17 protein-coding genes are annotated in these 21,434 nt (G+C 69.2%); 9 read left to right on the plus strand and 8 right to left on the minus strand.

The window, feature by feature from the left end:
* Positions 1-7 precede the first annotated feature (7 nt).
* The 4 genes from topA to trhO form a co-directional block, all read right to left on the minus strand.
* Positions 8-2,836: a type I DNA topoisomerase gene (gene topA / locus ACYVKI_RS11770; protein WP_460690551.1), complete on the minus strand. Its 2,829-nt coding sequence runs from the start codon at positions 2,834-2,836 to the stop codon at positions 8-10.
* A gap of 54 nt (positions 2,837-2,890) precedes the next feature.
* Entirely contained in the window at positions 2,891-3,610 is a 720-nt protein-coding gene (locus tag ACYVKI_RS11775) for a MarR family transcriptional regulator (protein WP_460690552.1), read from the minus strand.
* Positions 3,611-3,685: 75 nt separating this feature from the next.
* Positions 3,686-5,437 carry a DUF7059 domain-containing protein gene (locus tag ACYVKI_RS11780; protein WP_460690553.1) on the minus strand — a complete coding sequence of 584 codons (1,752 nt, stop codon included), beginning with the start codon at positions 5,435-5,437 and terminating at the stop codon, positions 3,686-3,688.
* 4 nt (positions 5,438-5,441) lie between these two features.
* Positions 5,442-6,383: an oxygen-dependent tRNA uridine(34) hydroxylase TrhO gene (trhO, locus tag ACYVKI_RS11785; protein ID WP_460690554.1), complete on the minus strand. Its 942-nt coding sequence runs from the start codon at positions 6,381-6,383 to the stop codon at positions 5,442-5,444.
* A gap of 105 nt (positions 6,384-6,488) precedes the next feature.
* Between trhO and ACYVKI_RS11790 the strand changes: the two genes are divergently transcribed.
* The 3 genes from ACYVKI_RS11790 (at position 6,489) to ACYVKI_RS11800 (ending at position 11,044) form a co-directional block, all read left to right on the plus strand.
* Positions 6,489-7,193: a GNAT family N-acetyltransferase gene (locus tag ACYVKI_RS11790; protein WP_460690555.1), complete on the plus strand. Its 705-nt coding sequence runs from the start codon at positions 6,489-6,491 to the stop codon at positions 7,191-7,193.
* 329 nt (positions 7,194-7,522) lie between these two features.
* A complete protein-coding gene (locus ACYVKI_RS11795; protein ID WP_460690556.1) occupies positions 7,523-8,572 on the plus strand; it encodes a homocysteine S-methyltransferase family protein in 1,050 nt (349 codons plus the stop codon).
* 66 nt (positions 8,573-8,638) lie between these two features.
* On the plus strand, positions 8,639-11,044 hold the full coding sequence (locus ACYVKI_RS11800) for a DEAD/DEAH box helicase (RefSeq protein WP_460690557.1): 2,406 nt from the start codon (positions 8,639-8,641) through the stop codon (positions 11,042-11,044).
* Between the two features lie 142 nt (positions 11,045-11,186).
* Here the strand turns inward: ACYVKI_RS11800 and ACYVKI_RS11805 are convergent, their stop codons facing one another.
* Positions 11,187-13,445: a hypothetical protein gene (locus ACYVKI_RS11805; RefSeq protein ID WP_460690558.1), complete on the minus strand. Its 2,259-nt coding sequence runs from the start codon at positions 13,443-13,445 to the stop codon at positions 11,187-11,189.
* 660 nt (positions 13,446-14,105) lie between these two features.
* On the opposite strand from ACYVKI_RS11805, the gene ACYVKI_RS11810 reads away from it, so the two are divergent.
* From ACYVKI_RS11810 to ACYVKI_RS11820, 3 genes are read left to right on the plus strand one after another with little or no spacing between them, the layout of a single operon-like run.
* Positions 14,106-15,074 (plus strand): MetQ/NlpA family ABC transporter substrate-binding protein, encoded by a 969-nt coding sequence (locus tag ACYVKI_RS11810; protein WP_460690559.1) that lies wholly within the window; start codon positions 14,106-14,108, stop codon positions 15,072-15,074.
* Positions 15,071-16,120 (plus strand): methionine ABC transporter ATP-binding protein, encoded by a 1,050-nt coding sequence (locus ACYVKI_RS11815; protein ID WP_460690560.1) that lies wholly within the window; start codon positions 15,071-15,073, stop codon positions 16,118-16,120. Before ACYVKI_RS11810 ends, ACYVKI_RS11815 begins: the two co-directional genes overlap by 4 nt.
* Positions 16,117-16,794, plus strand: coding sequence for a methionine ABC transporter permease (locus tag ACYVKI_RS11820; RefSeq protein ID WP_460690561.1), 678 nt, complete (start codon positions 16,117-16,119; stop codon positions 16,792-16,794). The genes ACYVKI_RS11815 and ACYVKI_RS11820 overlap by 4 nt, the downstream gene beginning before the upstream one ends.
* A 77-nt stretch (positions 16,795-16,871) precedes the next feature.
* On the opposite strand, the gene ACYVKI_RS11825 is transcribed toward ACYVKI_RS11820, so the two are convergent.
* The 3 genes from ACYVKI_RS11825 to ACYVKI_RS11835 are packed head-to-tail and all read right to left on the minus strand — an operon-like array spanning position 16,872 to position 19,560.
* Positions 16,872-17,741 carry a MetQ/NlpA family ABC transporter substrate-binding protein gene (locus tag ACYVKI_RS11825; RefSeq protein WP_460690562.1) on the minus strand — a complete coding sequence of 290 codons (870 nt, stop codon included), beginning with the start codon at positions 17,739-17,741 and terminating at the stop codon, positions 16,872-16,874.
* Positions 17,742-17,785: 44 nt separating this feature from the next.
* Positions 17,786-18,499: a methionine ABC transporter permease gene (locus ACYVKI_RS11830; RefSeq protein ID WP_460690563.1), complete on the minus strand. Its 714-nt coding sequence runs from the start codon at positions 18,497-18,499 to the stop codon at positions 17,786-17,788.
* On the minus strand, positions 18,496-19,560 hold the full coding sequence (locus tag ACYVKI_RS11835; protein WP_460690564.1) for a methionine ABC transporter ATP-binding protein: 1,065 nt from the start codon (positions 19,558-19,560) through the stop codon (positions 18,496-18,498). Before ACYVKI_RS11835 ends, ACYVKI_RS11830 begins: the two co-directional genes overlap by 4 nt.
* A 632-nt stretch (positions 19,561-20,192) precedes the next feature.
* Here ACYVKI_RS11835 and ACYVKI_RS11840 point away from each other — a divergent pair.
* Genes ACYVKI_RS11840 through ACYVKI_RS11850 form a run of 3 tightly spaced genes read left to right on the plus strand, consistent with a single transcriptional unit; the run spans position 20,193 to position 21,339 of the window.
* A complete protein-coding gene (locus ACYVKI_RS11840) occupies positions 20,193-20,465 on the plus strand; it encodes a DUF4244 domain-containing protein (RefSeq protein WP_460690565.1) in 273 nt (90 codons plus the stop codon).
* 23 nt (positions 20,466-20,488) lie between these two features.
* On the plus strand, positions 20,489-20,935 hold the full coding sequence (locus ACYVKI_RS11845) for a TadE family type IV pilus minor pilin (protein WP_460690566.1): 447 nt from the start codon (positions 20,489-20,491) through the stop codon (positions 20,933-20,935).
* Positions 20,932-21,339 carry an Rv3654c family TadE-like protein gene (locus ACYVKI_RS11850; RefSeq protein ID WP_460690567.1) on the plus strand — a complete coding sequence of 136 codons (408 nt, stop codon included), beginning with the start codon at positions 20,932-20,934 and terminating at the stop codon, positions 21,337-21,339. The genes ACYVKI_RS11845 and ACYVKI_RS11850 overlap by 4 nt, the downstream gene beginning before the upstream one ends.
* Positions 21,340-21,434 lie beyond the last annotated feature (95 nt).

Below are 21,434 nucleotides of genomic sequence, written 5' to 3' on the forward strand. Positions count from 1 at the left end.
GGCTCCCCTACTTCCCCGACCCGGCGGCGGTCGCCTTCTTCGCGGGAGCCTTCTTGGCCGTGCTCTTCTTCGTCGTGCTCTTCTTCGTCGAGCTCTTCTTCGTCGAGCTCTTCGTCGCCGGGGCCTTGGCGCGCTTCTCCGCCAGAAGTTCGAAGGCCCGGTCTTTGGTCAGCGACTCCACCGAGGTGCCGCGCGGCACCGTGACGTTCGTCTCGCCGTCGGTGACATAGGGGCCGAATCGCCCGTCCTTGACCACCACCGGCTTCTCCGAGGTCGGGTCCTGACCGAACTCGGCCAGCGGCTTGGCCGCCTGCCGACGTCCACGCTGCTTGGGCTGGGCATAGATCGCCTGAGCCTCCTGAAGCGTGATGGTGAACAGCTGCTCCTCCGACTCCAGGGACCGCGAGTCCGTGCCCTTCTTCAGATAGGGACCGAAGCGGCCGTTCTGGGCCGTGATCTCTTCACCGTCAGTGTCGACGCCGACCGCCCGCGGCAGCGACAGCAGCTGCAGCGCCTCCTCGAGGGTCACCGTCTCCAGCGACATGCTCTTCAGCAGCGAGCCGGTGCGCGGTTTCTCCTTCTTCGGCTTCTTCTTCGGCTTCGGCTTGCCGTTCTTGTAGTACTCGGTCGGCTGGGCGTCCATGTACGCCTGGATCTGCTCCTCGGTCATCTCCTCGATGACCTCGGTGACATAGGGGCCGTAGCGCCCGTCCTTGGCGACGATCTCCCGGCCCGTCTCAGGATCACGTCCGAGCACACGCCCGGAGTGCTGAGCCTGTTCGAAGAGCTCCTCAGCACGCTCGGCGGTCAACTCGTCCGGAGCCAGCTCCTCCGGGATGTTCGCCCGCAACGGAGCAGCGTCCTCGCCCCCCTCGGGATCCGGGCGCTCCAGGTAAGGCCCATAGCGGCCCACCCGCAGAGTGACGCCCTCGGCGATCGCCATGGAGTTGATCGCCCGGGCGTCGATCTCCCCCAGATTGTCGACCACGTCGCGCAGCCCCTCGGCTCCGCTGTCCGCACCGAAGTAGAAGCCCTGCAGCCACGCCTCACGCTCGATCTCCCCGCGGGCGATCTGGTCGAGGTCGTCCTCCATGCGGGCGGTGAAGTCATAGTCCACGTACCGGCCGAAGTGCTCCTCCAGCAGGCGGATCACCGAGAACGCCGTCCAGGAGGGCACCAGAGCGGACCCGCGCTTGGTCACATAGCCACGGTCCATGATCGTCGAGATCGTCGGCGCGTAGGTGGAGGGCCGGCCGATCTCCCGCTTCTCCAGCTCCGCGACGATGCTGGCCTCGGTGTAGCGGGCCGGAGGCGTCGTCTCATGCCCCTTGGCCCGGACGTCCTCACCGGTGATGGTCTCGCCCTGCTCCAGCTTGGGCAGGCGCTTGTCCGCGGAACCGGAGGAGCCGGCGTCGTCCTTCTCCCCTGTCTCATCGCCCTCGGCGGCGGTCTTCTCCTTGACCTCCTCATAGGCGGCCAGGAAGCCGGGGAAGGTGATGACGGTTCCGGAGGCACCGAACGTGGCGCGCCGACCGTCGGAGGCCTGGCCGGTGAGCCGGACCGAGGCGGTGAAGCCCTTCGCATCGGCCATCTGGGAGGCGATGGTGCGTTTCCAGATGAGCTCATAGAGCCGGAACTCCTCCTTCGACAGCTCCCCGGCGACCTGCCCGGGAGTGCGGAAGTGGTCCCCGGCCGGGCGGATGGCCTCGTGGGCCTCCTGGGCGGAGTCGTTCTTCTTCGCGTAGTGGCGCGGCTTCTCCGGGACAGACTCCGGACCGTAGAGCTCGGCGGCCTGTCGGCGCGCCGCAGTGATCGCCTCGGACGACAGCGTCACCGAGTCAGTACGCATATAGGTGATGTAGCCGTTCTCATACAGCCGCTGGGCGACCTGCATGGTCACGCGGGAGGAGAACCGCAGGCGCCGAGAGGCCTCCTGCTGCAGCGTGGAGGTGGTGAACGCCGGCGATGGGCGGCGGCTGTAGGGCTTCTCCTCCAGGGAGTCGACCTCGAACCGGGCGTTCGTCAGACCCTCAGCCAGCGACTCCGCGGCCTGCCGATCCAGCACCGTGACCTCGGACTTCGAGCGCGTGGACTTCAGCTGACCGCGGTCGTCGAAGTCAGATCCGGAGGCGACACGGGCACCGTCGACGGCATGCAGCTTCGCGGAGAAGGATTCCTCGGCCTCAGTGGTGAAGGTGCCGGACAGATCCCAGTACGAGGCCGGGATGAATGCCATGCGCTCCCGCTCCCGCTCGACCACCAGGCGGGTGGCCACCGACTGCACGCGGCCCGCGGAGAGTCCGCGGCCGACTTTGCGCCACAGCACCGGAGAGATCTCGTAGCCGTAGAGGCGGTCCAGGATGCGCCGGGTCTCCTGCGCATCGACCAGATCCTCATCGATCTGGCGGACGTTGTCCAGCGCTCGAGTGATCCCTTCGCGCGTGATCTCGGTGAACGTCATCCGATACACCGGGACCTTCGGCTTGAGGACCTCGAGCAGATGCCAGGCGATGGCCTCCCCTTCGCGGTCGGCGTCAGTGGCGAGATAGAGCTCGCTGGCCTCTTTGAGCGCGCGCTTGAGCTCGGTGACCTTCTTCTTCTTCGACTCGGAGATCACGTAGTACGGCTCGAAGCCGCCCTCAGGATTGACCGCGAACTTGCCGAACGGGCCCTTCTTCATCTCCGCGGGGAGGTCCGAGGGCTGTGGAAGATCACGGATGTGACCGGCGGAGGCGTCCACGATGAAATCGTCGCCCAGGTACTTGGCGATCGACCTGCTCTTGGCCGGTGACTCGACGATCACCAGCTTCTTGCCTGCTGCGGCCTTGGGGGGCACTGCGCTCCTCGACGTCGGGGTGGGTGGGCGGCGGTGCTCAATATATCAGTGCCGTCAGTCGGCGCCACCGGCCGGGTCCACGTCGTCGGAGGCCTCTGACTGTTCGGGGGCCGACGCCGCACCGACCGCGCGGACCGGCTCCTCGATGGCGGAGACGAAGTAGTGCATGCGCATGTCCGGGTCCTCCTGCGGATGCTCCGTGCACGCCTGCTCATACTCGGCCACCAGCTCATAGAGCCGCTCCTTGAACTCCTGGGCCCGACTCTCGTCCAAGGACAGGATGCCCGAGGAGAGGATGGGATGCAGCTCCTCCGAGGAGGGTCCACGCTGCTCACGCCGCAGGATCTCATCACTGATGCGCCGCTGCAGCGAGGTGATCTGGGCGTTCGCGTAGGCGTTCTTCGCATGGGCCGACGAGTCGAAGCCCGAGATCCGCAGACGCCGCGCTGCCGCCTGCCAGTACCGGTTGCGCCCATCACCCTCACGCTCCACCCGACGGATGTACCCGTACTTCTCCAGCGCCCGCAGGTGATAGCTCATCGCCGAGGGGGTGACGGCACACTGCTCGGCCAGCTCGGTGGCGGTGTAGACCCGATGCGTCCCGAAGAGCTCGTCCAGGGCAGTCAGCCGGGCCTCGTGGGCCAGCGCACGGATCGCCTGCACGTCCTCGATGACCACCGACGGCGGCAGGTCCTCATGATCGTGCCCTGCGCCCGGCACAGAAGGCCCCGAGGAGTCGTCGTCCTGATCTGCGAGTGCGGCGCGAGGTGACATGGGGAAAGTCTAGACGAGCAGGTGTGACGTACACATCACACGGCGTCACGTGGATGCGCCCACCCTGGATGAGCCTCAGCCTCCCGCGCCGGGCTCCTCCACCGGATCGACGGCCGGACCCTCCGTGAGGAAGCCGTCCACATAGAGCTCCAGGATCTCCCGCCGCAGCCCGGCGGTGAGCTCGTCGACGTCGACGGTGCCATCGTCGAGCAGGGCCCCCACTGCTGTGATCAGCTGCCCCACGGCGAACTCCCCGTCAGCCGCCCCGAGCACCCCCGCCGCTCCCGAGGAGACCGGCCGAGCCCGCCGCAGCCCGCCACCCTGCCGGGCGAGGATGACCTCCGGGTCCGCAGCGCCGAAACGCTGATGCCGCTCCTCGGTCACATCCTCGGCGACCACCAGCCCCCGGGACAGCACCGACTCCGGGGTCCGTAGCACGGCGAGCGCCCGCTCCGTGGTGCGCCCCAGGGCAGGACCCAGGGGCTCGTCCACCGGATGCATGATCTCCTCCGCCCGCCACCATCGCCGGGGCAGAGCCCCATCAGTGCCGTCAGCCCCATCAGTGCCGGCAGCCCCATCAGTGCCGTCAGCCCCATCAGCGCCGTCGGCGCCGTCACTGCGGCGCTCCGCGGAGCCCTCCTGCGGCCGATGCAGCCAGATCAGCCCGAAGCCCACCTCCGAGACGCCGCGCGCGGCGAAGTCCTCCAGATACTCGGCGTAGCGGCTGCGATAATCGTCCAGATCGCGGTCCTCGGAGGCGTCACGCAGCCATGTCTCCGCATAGCCGGGACCGTCCTGCCGGTCGCGCTGGATGAACCAGGCGTCCAGACCGGCGCTCTCCGCCCAGCGACGCGGACGCTCCTGCCAGTCCTGCTCACCGTGGACCTCCCAATTGCCGAGCATCTGCGCCGTCCCTCCGGGGGCCAGCACCGCCGGCAGCCCGGCGATCAGCTCAGCCAGCAGCTCATCACCGGTGCGGCCGCCGTCGCGATACGTGTACCGCTCCCCCACCCGGTCCTCGGTGGCACGCGGAGTGATGACGAACGGCGGATTGGAGACGATCAGGTCGAGGCTCTCCCCGGCCACCGGATCCAGCAGGCTGCCCTGGCGGAGCTCCACCCGGGACTCCAGCCGGGCCGGATCCAGCCGCAGGGCCTCCGCGTTGAGGAGCAGGTTGAACCGGGTGAAGTCCAGGGCGCGCTCCGAGACGTCCGTGGCGACGACGTGCTCGGCATGGTCGAGCAGATGGAACAGCTGGATCCCACAGCCGGTGCCGATGTCCGCGGCGCGCCGCACCGACCGCCGATGAGTGATCGACCCCAGCGTCAGGCTGGCCTGCCCGACGCCGAGGACATGCTCGGCAGGCAGCGGTCCCTCCACCTGGTGGGCAGACAGGTCAGAGGTGACCCACAGGTCACGAGTCCCTGCCTGGCCCTCCACCCAGAACGGGCGGAGGTCCACCGACGGGCGGCACTGCGGCCCGTCACGATGGGCCAGCCCCAGCCGGCACAGCCCCTCGGAGCCCACGGTGGGCAGCGCCGCGTCGACGACGTCAGCGGTGACGTCCACATCCAGCAGCCACAGCGCCGTCAGCACCGCACAGGCGTCCGGCCGCGCGCCGGCGAGCAGCCGGCCCACCTGCAGCTGCCCCGGGGCGATCTGTTCACGGGCCAGGGCGGAGACGGCGTCGTCCCCCAGCAGCTCGGCGACGCGCAGGGAGGTGAAGCGGGCGGCGAGCAGATCGGTGTACAGCGCGGAGATCAGCTCCGGCTGGGCGCACGACGGGGCGGGCAGCGCAGCGGCGGCCTCACGGGACAGGCGAGTCATGGCGTCAGGACCTCTCGAGGGGTGCGGGGCCGTCGGCGGCCGAGGAGCGGGCGAGCCGATCCTCGCACGCCGCGCAGCGCGTCGTCTCAGGGATGTGGCGGCAGTCCTCGCAGTAGAGCCGCAGCGTGGAGCAGCCGCGGTCCAGGCAGTTGCGGAAGGTGCTGGTGGAGGCCCCGCAGGCGGTGCACTCTCCCAGCGTGACGGCCCCCTGGCTGAACCGGGTGTTCATCCGGCCGTCGAAGACGTAGAGCTCGCCCTCCCAGTAGCCGGCGTCGCCGTAGGTCTCGCCATAGCGGACGATGCCGCCGTCGATCTGGTAGACATCGGTGAACCCGCGCTTCCTCATCAGCGCGGAGAGGACCTCGCAGCGGATGCCGCCGGTGCAGTAGGTGACCACCGGCTGGTCCTTCAGGTGGTCATACTTCCCGGAGTCCAGCTCCGCGATGAAGTCCCGGGTGGTCTCGGTGTCCGGCACGACCGCATCCCTGAACCGGCCGATCTGGGCCTCCATGGCGTTGCGGCCGTCGAAGAAGGTCACCTCCGCGCCTTCTGCGCGCGTGGCGTCCACCAGCTCGTGGACCTGCTGCGGCGTCAGATGCTCGCCGCCGCCGACCACTCCCTGCTCGTCGACCTCGATCTCCTCCGGGACGCCGAAGGCCACCAGCTCGGGGCGGACCTTGACCGAGAGTCGCGGGAAGTCCTCGGCGCCGCCGTCGGACCACTTGAACTCCATGCCGCGGAACGGGCCGTAGGAGCGGGTCTGCTTCACGTACTGCTTCACTGCGGACAGCTCTCCGCCGACGGTGCCGTTGATGCCGTGCGGGGAGACGATGATGCGACCCTTGAGCCCCAGCTCCCGGCACAGCGCGTGCTGCCACAGCCGCACCGCCTCCGGGTCGGACAGCGGGGTGAAGGTGTAGTAGAGGACGATCCGGGAGATGCTCACGGACACCCAGAATACCGGCCCCGGTCCATGCGGATCAGCGCAACTTTATGAACTCGTTGCCTCACCCCCTCCCACGGATGCCCGATTTATTCATATAGTCGTGACATGACTTCCGAGCTGAACGACGCACTCGTCCGCACCTGGGTGACCGGCTGGGCCAGGACCCACGATTACGAGGTGGACCACGCAGGAGCGGTCCACTCGGCCCTGCGCTCCGGCGACTCGGACGACTGGGAGTACGTCCTGTACGCCCCGGACGAGGAGGACCTGCAGAAGGTCATCACCGAAGTCACGAAGCGCCCGCGGCGTCTGCTCACGCTCATCGCAGAGCCCGGCGACGTCCGCCTGAAGGACTCCCTGAACGGCCTGGAACGGATCAGCGACGAGGAGAAGCTGATGGCCGTGGACATGGGCACACAGGACGTCGAGGACCCCATCACCCCCGAGGGGTACACCACCTCCCGCGAGGACTTCGACGGATGGACCCTGTTCACGGTGTACGACGGCGAGACCGTCGCCGCCCGGGGCCGTGTGGCCGTCGTCGACGAACACGCGGTGCTGGACCGGATCTACACCAACTCCGACTACCGTCGACAGGGCCTGGGGACCTTCGTGACCCGCGCCCTGGTGGCCATCGCCCTGGAGGAGGACGTCGAGATCGGCCTGCTGGTCGCCAACGCCGAAGGACTGGAGCTCTACGAGTACCTCGGATGGACTCTGCTGGGTGACGTCTACGTGTACGGCTCCCCGGACAGCGACCGCACCCGACCCTCGCACTCCCAGTTCGACGACCTCAAGAACGAGGCCTGAGACCCCGACCAGTCCCCGGCCATACCCCCGCGAGACACGCCCGCCGGACACCTGGGCGCCTCCGGACCCGGCCTCGACCACAGGGCCGTCTCCTGCAGCTCCGCCCAGACCGGACGGACCACAGCGGGAGGCGGCCCTTCGTCGTCCGCCGCGACATCTGACGCGACAGAGATGTCGAGGCATGAACATAATTCCCTTCCGCCTGATCATTCTTGTAGAGTCGTCCTCACCGCCACGACAGATCGACCCACCCGGCCGGAGACGCGAGGCCTCGCATCGGCCGCTCCCACCCGTGGCACCGTCACATCCCATGACTGAGAGGAGCGGTGATGACCGCCCAGCCCTCGTTCACAGACCGACTCGACGCCGGCCCGATGATCTGCGCCGAAGGATTCCTCTTCGAGCTCGAACGCCGCGGATACCTGACCGCCGGGGAGTTCGTCCCCGAGGTCGCCCTGGAGCATCCGGAGGCTCTCCGCGCCCTGCACGTGGACTTCCAGCGCGCCGGCTCCGACGTCGTCGAAGCCTTCACCTACAACGGACACCGCGAGAAGATGCGGGTCATCGGCAAGGAGGAGCTGCTCGAGCCGCTCAACCGCGCCGCCCTGCAGATCGCCCGCGAGGTGGCCGACGGCCGCCCCGGCGACCTCATGGCCGGCAACATCTCCAACTCCAACATCTGGGACCCTGCCGACACCGCCAAGCAGGCCGAGGTCCGGACCATGTTCGAGGAGATGGTGGGCTGGGCCGTCGAGGAGGGCGCAGACCTGATCGTCGGCGAGACCTTCTACTACGCGGGTGAGGCCCTCGCCGCCCTGGAGATCGCCCGCTCCGCCGAACTTCCGGTGGTGCTCACCCTGGCGCCCATGGCCTTCGAGGAGATGGCCGACGGCCTCGGCGTAGTGGAGACCTGCCAGCGCCTCGAGCAGGCCGGCGCCGACGTCGTCGGACTCAACTGCTTCCGCGGGCCGGCCACCATGATGCCCTGGCTCCGGCAGATCCGTGAGGCGGTCTCCTGCCACGTCGGCGCGCTGCCGATCCCCTACCGGACCACGGAGACGGAGCCCACCTTCTTCAACCTCTCCGACGACGGCGCGGCCGTGCCCTCCCCGCACGGCCGGACCTTCCCCACCGCACTGGACCCGCTGTTCACCAACCGCTACGAGATCGGCGCCTTCGCGGAGGAGGCCCACGCCCTCGGGGTCAACTACCTGGGTGTGTGCTGCGGCGCCGCCCCGATGCACATCCGCCAGATGGCCGAGGCGGTGGGCCGCACCACCGAGGCCAGCCGCTACTCGGAGCGCATGGAGAACCACTTCATGTACGGCTCCCATGACCGACTGCCGGAACACATCGCGGATCTGGGCTCCCGGGCCTGAGCGGCGGGCCTGATCCCCGCCGCCGCAGACGGCGGCTGCGGCGGCGGGGCGAGTACCCTGAACGGGATGACCCGCCCCGCCGCCGACCCCGCCGCCGACCCCGCTGACGACCCCGCCGACGCGCTCACGCTGCTGCGCCACGCCGGGCTGCCGGCCGCGGTCAGCGAAGAGGGCCCGTTGCGGCATGTGCGCACGCTGCCGGCCCGCAGGGCACGGACCGCACCGTGGCCCGACTGGGTCCCCCCGGCGCTGCGCCAGGGGTATGCGGGCCTCGGAGTCGACCAGCTCTACACCCACCAGGCGGTGGCCGCCGAGGCGCTCCACACCGGGCGGCACACGATCCTGGCCACCGGCACCGCCTCCGGCAAATCCCTGGGCACCCAGCTGCCCGGGCTGGCGGCCGTGCTCGCCACAGGAAGCACGGTCCTCTACCTCTCCCCCACCAAGGCCCTGGCCGCCGACCAGCTCGACGCACTCACCGAGCTCGCCCGCGAAGTGGACCACGCCCTGGACGCTGCTCCGGACGCTGAGCGCCCGGCGGACGGCGGAATCCGGGCCGCCTCCTATGACGGCGACACCGACCCCGAGGAGCGCCGGTGGGTGCGTCAGCACGCCAACGTGGTGCTCACCAACCCGGACATGCTCAACGTGGGCATCCTGCCCAACCACCGGGCCTGGGCCCGGTTCCTGGCCCGCCTGCGGCTGGTCATCATCGATGAGGCGCACAGCTGCCGCGGCATCTTCGGCTCCCACGTGGCCCTGCTGCTGCGCCGACTGCGCCGCGTGGTGGCCCACTACCGGAGGGGCGCGGAACCCGTCTTCGCCGCAGCGTCGGCGACCAGCGGTGACCCGGCGTCGTCGTTCTCCCGACTCATCGGGGTGCCCGCCGACGAGGTCACCGCTGTCACGGAGGACGGCTCGCCGCACGGAGCCGTGGACGTCTACCTGTGGGAGTCCACGCTCTCCGAACACACCGGCGACGGCGGCGCCCCGCTGAAACGCAGCCTCACCGTGGAGGCCGCTGACGTGCTCACCGACCTCATGGTCGCCGGACACCGCACCCTGGCTTTCATCAAGTCACGGCGCGGCGCCGAGACCATCGCCCGGATCGCCGCCGACAACCTGGCCGAGATCGACGCCGACCTGCTGGGCCGGGTGGCCGCCTACCGCTCCGGGTATCTGAAGGAGGAACGGCGCGCCCTGGAGGACGCGCTGCGCGAGGGCCGGCTGCTCGGCGTCGCCTCCACCCCTGCGCTGGAGCTGGGCATCGACATCTCCGGGCTGGACACAGTCATCATCGCCGGCTGGCCCGGCACCCGGGCCTCCTTCTTCCAGCAGCTGGGACGGGCCGGGCGCTCCGGGCAGCGCGGGGCGGCGTTCTTCCTCGCCGGGGACGACCCGCTGGACTCCTACCTGCTGGAGCACCCCGAGGCGATCTTCTCCGCGACGGTGGAGGACGCCGTCATCGACCCCTCCAACCCGCATGTGGCCGCCCCGCATCTGCTGGCCGCCGCCCAGGAGCTGCCGCTGACCCCGGCCGACGTCGACCTCTTCGAACCCGGCCGATGGTTGATCGACGCGCTCACCGACCAAGGACATCTGCGCCGGCGCCCGCGGGGCTGGTTCTTCGCCCACGACGACGCCTCCGCCGCCGACTGGGTGCGGCTGCGCTCCGACGGCGGCGGGCCGTACACGATCGTCGACGCCGAGGACGGCTCGGTGATCGGCGACATGGGTGCTTCCCAGGCCCAGCCGCAGGCGCACCCGGGGGCGGTGTACGTCCACCAGGGCAGGACGTTCGTCGTGGAGGACCTCGCCGCAGACGACGGTGTGGTGCTGGTCTCCCGGGCAAACCCGCCGTACTACACCCAGGCTCGGGAGACGACCTCAATCGAGGTGCTCGAGACCTCCGCCTCCCAGGCGTGGGACCGGTTCGGGCTGCACTTCGGGCAGGTGGAGGTGACTTCCGCCGTCGTCGGATTCCAGCGGAAGGCGCTGGGCACCTCTGAGGTGCTCTCCGACGAGCCGCTGGACCTGCCGCCGTCGCGCCTGCAGACCCAGGCGGTGTGGATCACCGCCCCGGAGACCGCGCTGGCCGCCGCCGGGGTGGTGCCCGAGCAGGTGCCCGGGGCGCTGCACGCCGCCGAGCACGCGATGATCGGGCTGCTGCCGCTCATCGCCTCCTCCGACCGCTGGGACATCGGCGGGGTCTCCACCGCGCTGCACGCCGACACCGAGCAGCCCACGATCTTCGTCTACGACGGGCACCCCGGCGGGGCCGGGTTCGCCGAGCGCGGGCACGCGGCAGTGCGGGAGTGGGTCGCCGCGACCGCGCAGACCATCCGCGGATGCGGCTGCGAGACGGGATGCCCCTCCTGCGTGCAGTCCCCGAAATGCGGGAACCGCAACTCGCCGCTGGAGAAGATCGCCGCGCTGCACCTCCTGGAGGCGCTGCTGGAGGCGGCTCCGTAGACGCGGCGCGACCCGGGTCGGCTCCGGCAGACACGCCTGTCCCCGTCGCCTTCGTCTTTCCTCGTGAGACCCAGCGAGAAGGACGAAGACGACGGGGACGGATCGCGCGTGGGGTGGGAGTCGCGATCGGCGGGGACTCAGCTCAGTCGCAGAGGTTGAGCTCCGAATCGATCAGCGTGATGTTCTCCGCGGTGATGTCCTCACCGCAGGGACTCTCGTTGATCGCCGTGTTCTCCAGCGTGAGGTTCGCGAACCGGATGTCCGAGGTGTTGGCGAACTCGCTGCGCGCCGAGATGCGCAGGTCCCCCGGCCCGGCGACGTAGCCCTCCTCACTGGCCACTGTGATGTTGTGGCAGTTCTCGATCAGCATCGCGTTCGACCCGGTGCCCCGGATGTCGACCGTCTCGATCTCCACACCGCCGGACTGGGAGACGCAGAAGAATCCGCGGCCGCCGCCGTCGGCGGTCAGCTCCCCGACCCGGATGTTGGTGGGGTACTCGCCGTCGATCTGTCCGTTGCGGTTCGCCGTGCGGAAGGTCGCGTAGCCGGTACCGGCTGCGGCCCCGTCGCCGATGACCCGTTCGATGTCGGCGTTGACGGTGTCATTGAGCAGCAGGCCGGAGTACCCGGTGTCCACTGCGGTGACGGTGCCGATGGTCAGCCCGTCCACACCATAGGTCTCCACCCCGTGGCTGTCGGTGCCGGAGACGTAGACGTCATCGATGGTGATGTCCCGGGCCTCGCGGACCGAGTCGTCGTCGCGGCTGTCGAGGCGCATGCCGTGGCCACCGGAGAGACGCAGATCCATCTGACCGAAGTGCACGTCCGAGGAGGTGCGCAGGTAGACGCCGAAGTTCGGGTTCCCGGTGACGGAGAGGAACGGCACGGAGACGTCCTCGGCATGCCGGATCCGCACCACCCCGGTGTGGTCCTCGTAGCTGAAGTTCGACTCGTTGCCTGCGACATGGATGGTGCCGCACACCGAGAAGGAGGTGTGGCTGGGCAGGTCGACGGCGGCGTCGGCGGGCATGGTGCCGGAGCCGCGGACCACCACGGACTCCTGCTCGGTGCGGCCCTCGGTGAGGCTGTCCACGGCGGCCTGCATGGCTTCGACCATCGCGTAGCTCTGGTGGACAGTCTCCCCGCCGTTGACGGCGCGCCAGGTGTCGCCGTTGCGCAGGACCTTCGCATCCGCGCCGTCGACCGCGCAGTCCTCGAAGGGGTTGCCGTTGCTGCCGCGCGCGGTGACCGGGGTCAGCAGCGCCGCCGGCTGCTCGGAGAGTCCTCCGGGGTTGACGGCGAGCACCGTGTAGTACCAGTTGTGCTCGGTCGCTCCTGGCGAGGTATAGGTGGTCTCGGGAGTCTCTGCGATCCGTTCGAATCCGTGGTCCGCGTTCAGCGAGCGGTAGACGTGGTACTGGGCTGCGGCCTCGTCACCGGTCCAGCTGATGGTGGTGCCCTGCCGGTTGGCCTTCTCCAGCGCGAGGTCCCGCGGAGCGCGAGGGGCGTCGACCGTCGGGTCCACGATCGCGACAGTGTGCGCTTCGCTGTGTCCCGACTCCACCCCGGAGGAGCTGGCCTGCGTGACCACATAGTCGTAGGAGTAGCCGAGCTCCACGGCCTCGTCGGTGAGGCTGGTGCCCTCGGTCGTGCCGACCGGCTCATACTCTCCGGCGCCGGCCGAGGAGCGGTAGAGAGTGTAGTCGGCGGCGCCTTCGGCCTCGTCCCAGGCCAGGGTCGCCGACGGCGGTTCGGTGCTCACCGCGGCCTCGTGCAGCCCGGTGGGCGGGGCCACCTGGGAGATCTCCACCCCGTTGAGGCGTCCGTCGCTGAAGACCTCGAGGATCAGCGCGCCGTCCTCGACCTCCGTATAGACGCTGTGCTCGGCGAACTCGCCGGATCCGCGGGGATGCAGGCTGCCCTGGTCCTCTCCCTGGACCGTGAGCTGCGTGTTGTTGGAGGCGATCTGGTCTCCCGAGATCACCGTGACGTGGTACTCGCCGTCGGGCAGGTCCACCTGGAACTGCTGGCCGCCGGCGAGGACGAAGTCGCGGCGGACGTCGTCCGGAGCCCCGCGGTCGCGACAGGCCACCGGGGCGCTGAGCCCGAATCCGGTCCCTTCGTCATAGAGCGTGGTCTCGGTGACCTCGAGGTGCCCCTCGGCGACAGGATCGCCGACGCAGCCGAAGTCGAAGGCCAGCACCTCGCCCGGGGTGATGCCGACCTCCGGCGAGTAGGTTCCCTGAGCGGCCTCGGCCGCACCGGCGGCGGTCGCCGTGCTGGAGGTCACACCCAGCGGGGCGAGCAGGGCCAGTGCGGCCGCCGTCGCGAGTGTGGTGCGGCGCCTGTTCCGCGAACGTGCCCCTCGGACTCTCGGGCTGCGGACTGGGGTCATCGACATGCTCATCTCCCTCGGTGAGTGATTCCTGCCAGTGATTCAGATCACGTATTGAAACGTTGCAATACAACCTACGGAAAGCGCTCGCCCACCACAAGGGCCATGCGCTATGAGCATCACCGGCGGCATCTCCGCCCGTCAGAGTCATGGCTGAAGAGTGTGGGCACCCCGCAGGTGCGCGCCCCGGACAGCGGGCTGACCACGGGGCATCACGCCCTTCAGACATGACGCCGGCGGACATGCCCCTCTGGTGACCGGCCCCTGTCCGATAGACTGGAGGCGCTTCACGAGCAGCGACCTGAGGGCCCACGTCCTCCACGATCCGCCAGCGGTCGCTCACCAACCCCATGTTCACGGGTGGTCTCGGATCACGAAGCGGCCCCTCTCAACGGCCGCGGCCGCTGTGCCGCCGCCGAGCAGGCTGGAGGGGGCAAGAGCAGCACGAAAGGATCTCTCCCCCGTACGTCCGCAGCGCGCCGACCCTCGCGGTCTCGTTCCCGCGCACCCTCCTGACCGAACACCCCTCGCACCAGAGAACACCCGGTGCCAGATGCGGTGCCGCCGTGTCGCCGCCACGCCGCAGACGCTGCGCCACCGCACCACCGGGCACCTCCGGGCACCACCGGGCACCACCGCACCATGACACCGAAGGAGCATCTGCCCATGCGCATCTCACCGAAGCATCCCACCAGCCCCCGACTCCCCTGGGTCCGACTGGCCGCACTCGGCGGCGTCCTCAGTCTGGCCGCGACCGGATGCACTGTCTTCGGCGGCGACGACGCCGACGACGACGTCTTCCGCATCGGCGTCACCGCCCAGGATGAGACGAACCAGCTGCTGGCGGAGATCGCCGAAGAGGAGCTCGGTCATGAGGTCGAGATCATCAACTTCGATGACTACAACGTCCCCAACACGGCGCTGAGCAACGGAGACCTGGACGCGAACTGGTTCCAGCACATCGCCTACCTGGCCAACTACAACGTCAACAACGACGACGACCTCACCATGATCGGCGGCACCGAGATCGTGCCCCTGTCCCTGTACTCGGAACCCTATGCGTCGATCGACGACTTCCAGGACGGCGACACCGTGGCGATCGCCAACGACGAGATCAACCGGGCCCGCGGCATCAATGTGCTGGTCGCCGCCGGACTCGTGGTCCTCGACGACGACGTCCCGGAACCTCGTCCCAGCGACATCGATGAGGACGCCTCCACGGTGTCGGTCCACCCGGTCGACGCCGCCCAGACCGTCAACGCCCTGCAGTCGGTGGAGGGCTCGGTGATCAACAACAGCTTCATCAATGACGCCGGCATCGACCCGAACACGGCGCTCTTCGCCGACGACCCCGAGGACCCGGAGGCGTTCCCCTACATCAACGGCTTCGTCATCCGAGACGAGGATCGAAACGATGAGGCGCTCCGAGACATCGCGGCGCTGTACCACGATCAGCGCGTCCTGGACTCCGCGGCGGAGATCTCCGAAGGCACCTCAGTGCCCGCGAACCCGAGCATCGAGGAACTCGAGGCCGGGCTCGAGGACTATGAGGACTTCCTGCGCGGCGAGACCACCGGTAGCCACGAGGACACCGACGAGACCACGGACGGAGACACGGACGAGGACGACGAGTGAGCCTGCACAGTTCAGATCCCGATGCCGATCCGCTGATCGAGTTTCGCCACGTCACACGACGCTTCGGCTCCGGGGAGAAGGCGGTCAACGCCGTCGACGACGTCTCCCTGCAGGTGCGCCGCGGGGAGATCTACGGCGTCATCGGATTCTCCGGTGCCGGCAAGTCCACACTCATCCGACTGATCAACGGGCTGGAGAAGCCGACCTCGGGCTCGGTGCACGTGCTCGGCCAGGAGATCTCCTCCCTCTCCGAGGGGCGACTGAGCCGAATCCGGCTGCGGATCGGCATGGTCTTCCAGCAGTTCAACCTCTTCCATTCGCGCACAGTGGCGGGAAATGTGGCCTATGCCTTGAAGGTCGCAGGCTGGAAGAAGGCCGGCCGTCAGGCGCGGGTGACGGAGTTGCTGGAGTTCGTCGGTCTGGCGGACAAGGCGGACCAGTACCCCGAAGAGCTCTCCGGGGGCCAGAAGCAGCGGGTGGGCATCGCCCGCGCGCTGGCGGCGAAGCCCGACATCCTGCTGGCCGACGAGTCCACCTCAGCACTGGACCCCTCCACCACGGCCGAGGTGCTGTCTCTGCTGCGGCGGGCCAATGAGGAGCTGGGGATCACCATCGTCGCCATCACCCATGAGATGGAGGTCATCCGTGCCATCGCCGACCGCGTGGCCGTCATGGACCGCGGCCGGATCATCGAGTCCGGCCACGTCTACGACATCTTCTCCAATCCGCGGGACGTCGCCGGCACCAGCTTCGTGGGCGCCGCACTGAAGGACCGGCCCTCCGCGGAGGATCTGGAGCGCATCCGGGCCCACACCCCCGGCCGGCTCGTGACTGTCTCGCTGAAGGACTCGGCGGCCGTCGGCACCGTGCTCGGCCAGGCCGGCCAGCACGGAGTCACCTTCGAGATCGTCCACGGCGGGATGAACACCACCAAGAACGTGGCCTACGGCCTGCTGACCCTCTCACTGCGGGGTGAGCCTGCCGCGGTGGAACAGTTCATCGCCGTGCTCTCCGAGACGGGCCCAGTGCAGGAGGTGGCGGCATGATCGAGACCTATCGCGAGCTGGACTGGTCCTACTACGGCCCCACTCTGCTCGAAGCCGTGGGCGAGACGATCTACATGGTGGCCTGGAGCTTCCTCTTCGGCGGGCTCATCGGGCTGATCATCGGCCTGACGCTCTACACGACCCGGGACGGCGGGCTGCTCGCCAGCCGACCGGTATGGCTGCTGACGAACTTCATCGTCAATCTGATCCGGCCGATCCCCTTCGTCATCCTCATCGCGGCCCTGCAACCGGTGACGATCAGCGTCGTCGGCCAAGGCATCGGCAACGACGCGGTCGTCTTCGTGATGATCTGGGCCTCCACCTTCGCCATCGCGCGCATCGTGGAGCAGAACCTCGTCTCCATCGACCCCGGGGTCATCGAAGCCGCCCGCGCCATGGGCGCCTCACGACTGCGCATCATCCTCACCGTGATGCTCCCGGAGGCGCTGGGGCCGTTGATCCTCGGCTACACGTTCGTGATCATCGCCCTGACCGACATGTCTGCGCTGGCAGGCATCATCGGAGGTGGCGGGATCGGAAACTTCGCCATCGTGGAGGGCTACAACCGGTTCCGCCCGGAGGTCACCTGGCTGGCCGTGATCGTGGTGATCCTCTTCGTGCAGTCGCTGCAGATGGTGGGCAACTGGGCGGCACGGAAGGTCATGCGCCGCTGACCACCCCCGGCACACACGCGACAGGGCCCCTGCACCACAGCTGTGGTGCAGGGGCCCTGTCGCGCAACGGCTGAGGATCAGAACGCCGGGGCGACCTCGCCGTCGGGCCAGTTCTCCTCGATGAAGTCGCGGACCTCCTCGGAGTGCAGCAGGTCGTTGAGCGCCTGGAGGTTCTCATCGTCCTCGGTGCCCTCACGCACGGCCAGGAAGTTGGCGTACGGGCTGCCCTCCGGGTCCTCCACCAGCAGGCTGTCCTGGGTCGGGGAGAGTCCGATCTCCAGGGCGTTGTTGCCGTTGATGACGGAGGCGTCGACGTCGTCGAGGGTGCGGGCCAGCGAGGCGGCGTCAGCCTCGATGAACTCGAAGTCGCGGGGGTTCTCCGCGATGTCGTTGATGGTCGACTCCGCCGGGTCGACGCCGTCGGCGAGCTCGATCAGGCCGGCGTCGGCCAGCATCGCCAGGGCGCGGCCCTGGTTGGACGGGTCGTTGTTGACGCCGATCTGGCCGCCCTCGGGCAGGTCCTCGAGGGAGTCGTGCCGCTCCGAGAACAGCGCGAAGGGCTCCACGTGGACACCGTCGTAGTGCGCCAACTCGTAGCCCTGACCCTCCACCTCGGACTCCAGCCACGGCTGGTGCTGGAAGTAGTTGGCGTCGAGCTCGCCGGCGACCAGCGCGGGGTTGGGCTCGGTGTAGTCCTGGTACTCGACGACCTCGAGGTCCAGGCCGGCGTCGGCGGCGAGCTCCTCGTCGATGAAGCGCAGGATGTCGCCCTGCGGGACGGGGGTCGCCCCCACGGTGAGGGTGACAGTGCCGTCCTCGTTCTCGGTGCCGACGGCGACGTCGTCATCGGCGAAGAGGCCGCAGCCGGTCAGCGCCAGGGCGGAGACGCCGACGACGGCCGCCGCGGCGGAGTGACGCAGAGTGCGTCCGTTGTGTGCAGATGCCATGGAAGTGCCTTTCTGAGTGCGAATGATGTGGACGAGTGTCAGGCTCAGCGGTGGTCGATGCCGCGGGCGAGGCGGTCACCGGTCCACTGGATCACCGCGACGATGATCACCAGCAGCACCACACAGGCGAGCATGGTGTCGCCCTGGTACCGCTGATAGCCGTAGTTGTAGGCGAGCGCACCGAGACCGCCGCCGCCGATCGCCCCGGCCATGGCCGTGTAGCTGATCAGGGCGACCACGGTGACGGTGAACCCGCCGACGATGCCGGGCAGACCCTCACGGACCTGCACCTGGCGGGTGATGTGCCCGGAGGATGCTCCCATCATCTTCACCGCCTCGACCTTTCCGGCGGAGACGTCCCGGAGGGCGTTCTCCACCAGCCGGGCGAAGAACGGGATCGCCCCGATGGACAGCGGCACGACGGCGGCCTGCCAGCCCAGTGCCGTGCCCACGATGAAGCGGGTGAACGGAATCAGGGAGATCATCAGCACGATGAAGGGGATCGAACGCCCGATGTCCACCACGAGGCTCACCACGCGGTAGACCGGAGCGTTCGGGGTGAGGCCCTTCGGGCCCAGGTTGTGCAGCAGCACGCCCAGCGGCAGTCCGAACAGCGCCACGATGAACGCGGTGGCGCCCGTCATGAACAGCGTCTCCAGGATGGCCTCGGGCAGCTGGTTGTGGAAGACCGGGTTGTCGAGGAACCGGCCGGAGGCCAGCGGCGTCGCGCCGGTCAGGGTGGCTGCGGTGGTGCTCACTGATTCTCCTCCTGCTGTTCGGCCTGCTCGGCGCGGGCGTCGTCCTCTTCGTGGGCGGCCCGCTCAGCCTCGACCTCAGCGCCGGTGGTGATCTCGGCGTGGATGCCGTTGTCCCGGAGCACCGCGGCGATCTGCTCCGCCTCGCCTCGGGTGGTCGGCGTGATGTGCAGACGCCCGACCTGCCGGCCCTGGATGGTCTCGATGGTGCCCGCCTCGACTCGGGCGTCCAGTCCGTGGGAGGACAGCAGGGCGAAGAGCTGGCCGACATCGGCCACATGGCTGCCCTCGGCCATCAGGACCTCCACCAGGGTGTCCCCCGGCTGCAGCGCTGCCGTGGGCGGCAGCGAGATCAGCTCCTTGGACAGCGGCGAACCGGTGTCCTGGATGACGTCGAGCAGGGCGCCGGTGCGCTCGATGCGCCCTTCGGAGAGCAGCGAGACGGAGTCGCAGATCTCGCGGACCACTGCCATCTCATGGGTGATGATGATCACGGTGATGCCGAGCCGGTCACGCAGTCGGCGAATCAGGTCCAGGATCTGTCGGGTGGTGCCGGAGTCCAGGGCGGAGGTGGGCTCATCGCAGAGCAGCACCCTCGGCTCGGCGGCCAGCGCCCGGGCGATGCCGACCCGCTGCTTCTGCCCGCCGGAGAGCTGGGCGGGATGGTTGCGACGCCGGTCGGTCAGTCCGACCAGGTCCAGCAGCTCCTCCACGCGTCGCTTCCGCTCTTTGGCCGGCACTCCGGCGATCTCCAGGGGGTGGGCGATGTTCTTCTCCGCCGTGCGGGAATCCAGCAGGTTGTGGTGCTGGAAGACCATCCCGATGCTGCGGCGCGCCTTCATCAGCTGGTTGCCCCGTGCCTGACCGAGGTCGACGCCGTCGACGCTGATGGTGCCTGAGGTGGCGGGGTCCAGACCCGTCAGACACCGGATCAGCGTGGACTTCCCGGCGCCGGAGCGGCCGACGATGCCGTGGATCTCCCCGTCGGGGATGGTCAGGTTCACCTGGTCGAGCGCGGTCACCCCACCGGGGTAGACCTTGCTGACCTCTGTCAGTTCGATCATGCGGACTCCATGGGTCTGGGCATGAGCGGAAGCCCCCGCACCGGAGGCGGGGCCCCGCCCGGAGCTCCGGCGCTGCCGCCGGTCTCGTTCTCTGGGCATGGCCGCCCCTCCGGTCCCAGGGCCTGGGCCCATGGCGGCGCTGGAGAGGCGGTGTGAAGTGAAGGTGGGAGCGGGGCGTGGCACTTGGGGCTGTGCCGACCGCAGTCAATCCTTTCGTCGCTGCTCTTGCCCGTTCCATCCAGTGCTGGAGACCAGCGAGAACGGGCCGCTTCTGGCGATCCGGACCACCCGTGAACATGGGGTTGGTGAGTGACCAATGCTGGATCCGTCAGAGGCACGAGGCCTCCGGGTCACTGCTCGTGAAGCACCTTTCAGCGTAGCGGAGCGGCCCGAGATTCGTCATACCGGCCCCGCGACACTGTCGTGGAACGTCACACAGGACGGCCAGATCACCGCGGATCGGCTGCTCCTCCACAGGCAGGACGGCCAGGACAGGACACGCGGCGGCCTCCACAGACCGGCTCTCGACCCTGGCTCCGACCCTCGCCACGGATCAGGATCGTCCTACCGCCCGAGAACACGGGCGGCACAGTGGCCCCAGGACAGTCAGGACAGTGGAAGGACTGATCGACATGACGACCCCGACCGCCCCACACACCGCCCCACACACCGCCCCAGCCGCCCAGACCACGGTGGCCCCTCGGGCATCCGACGACGGCCGCCCACCCCGCGTGGAGGAGCTGACCCACGAGCTCCACCGGGAGGAGGAGGGCCTGGCCACCGCCGAGTACGGGATCGTCATGCTGGCCGCCGTCGGATTCGCCGGACTGCTGGTCGCCGTCCTCTCCTCAGGCGAGGTCCGCGAGATGCTCGCCGGGATCGTCCAGCGCGCACTGACCCTCTGAGCCGAGCGACGGAGGAACAGCCCGTGGCGACACAGGATGAGCAGCACCTCGCGCGGCCGGACGACGACGGTGCGGTGAGCGGAGAGTTCGCGGCTGCGCTGCCAGCCGCCGTGGTCATGCTGGCCCTGCTGCTCAGCCTGGGCATGCATGCGGCCGCGCAGGTCTCCCTCGAGGAGGGAGCCCGCGCGGCCGCACGCGAGCTGGCCCGCGGGGAACCGACGTCCTCGGCGGTAGGAGCCGCCCAACGGATCGCCGGAGACTCCGCACAGGTCACCACCTCCCGTAAGGGCGAATACACGCAGGTGACCCTCACCCGGCCCGTCCGACTCCTCGGATTCGTGGAGCTCTCCGCGGACCAGACGGCCACTGCCGTGGCCCGTCTGGAGCAGTCGGCCTCGCGGGCCCCTGGTCCAGAGAGGTCCTCGGACGGGACACCCTCGGCGGGGACAACGTCGGGAGGATCACCATGACTGGCCACCGGCTCCTGGAGGAACGCGGCTCCGGTGCTGTGCTGGTCCTCGCGGGCCTCGCGGCCCTGGTGATGCTCATCGGGGTGGTGCACCTGGTCGGCGTCGCGGCCGTGTCCTCCGCGCAGGCCTCCCGCGGCGCCGATCTGGCCGCTCTGGCGGCCGCTGACGCGGCACGTGGGCTGAGCACCGGTGACCCGTGCACAGTGGCCGAGGAGGTGGCCGATCGGAACGCGACCCGCCTGGAGAGCTGCCAGGTCACCGGTGACCACGGCACCGAGGTGCTCGTCAGCGTCAGCGTGCCGGTGCTCCCCGCCATGCCGGACGGGCAGACCCTGGGTCCCGGGGAGACCCCCAGCTGGGAGGCCACAGGCACTGCTCGAGCCGGGCCGCCGTCGGAGAGGTGACTCAGCGGGAGGCCCATGGCCCCCTCCCCGCTGTGGCGATGCTGCGCCTCCAGCGTCAGTGCCGCCAGGTCCGAGAATGCCGGAGCGCCACCGAG

This window comes from Nesterenkonia suensis, assembly GCF_054782935.1.

What these genes read in the sequence shown, in the direction of transcription:
- ACYVKI_RS11775 (WP_460690552.1), bottom strand. Translation starts at nt 3,610, where the DNA reads ATGTCACCTCGCGCCGCACTCGCAGATCAGGACGACGACTCCTCGGGG.
- ACYVKI_RS11780 (WP_460690553.1), bottom strand. Translation starts at nt 5,437, where the DNA reads ATGACTCGCCTGTCCCGTGAGGCCGCCGCTGCGCTGCCCGCCCCGTCG.
- ACYVKI_RS11790 (WP_460690555.1), top strand. Translation starts at nt 6,489, where the DNA reads ATGACTTCCGAGCTGAACGACGCACTCGTCCGCACCTGGGTGACCGGC.
- ACYVKI_RS11795 (WP_460690556.1), top strand. Translation starts at nt 7,523, where the DNA reads ATGACCGCCCAGCCCTCGTTCACAGACCGACTCGACGCCGGCCCGATG.
- ACYVKI_RS11800 (WP_460690557.1), top strand. Translation starts at nt 8,639, where the DNA reads ATGACCCGCCCCGCCGCCGACCCCGCCGCCGACCCCGCTGACGACCCC.
- ACYVKI_RS11805 (WP_460690558.1), bottom strand. Translation starts at nt 13,445, where the DNA reads ATGTCGATGACCCCAGTCCGCAGCCCGAGAGTCCGAGGGGCACGTTCG.
- ACYVKI_RS11810 (WP_460690559.1), top strand. Translation starts at nt 14,106, where the DNA reads ATGCGCATCTCACCGAAGCATCCCACCAGCCCCCGACTCCCCTGGGTC.
- ACYVKI_RS11820 (WP_460690561.1), top strand. Translation starts at nt 16,117, where the DNA reads ATGATCGAGACCTATCGCGAGCTGGACTGGTCCTACTACGGCCCCACT.
- ACYVKI_RS11825 (WP_460690562.1), bottom strand. Translation starts at nt 17,741, where the DNA reads ATGGCATCTGCACACAACGGACGCACTCTGCGTCACTCCGCCGCGGCG.
- ACYVKI_RS11835 (WP_460690564.1), bottom strand. Translation starts at nt 19,560, where the DNA reads ATGATCGAACTGACAGAGGTCAGCAAGGTCTACCCCGGTGGGGTGACC.
- ACYVKI_RS11840 (WP_460690565.1), top strand. Translation starts at nt 20,193, where the DNA reads ATGACGACCCCGACCGCCCCACACACCGCCCCACACACCGCCCCAGCC.
- ACYVKI_RS11850 (WP_460690567.1), top strand. Translation starts at nt 20,932, where the DNA reads ATGACTGGCCACCGGCTCCTGGAGGAACGCGGCTCCGGTGCTGTGCTG.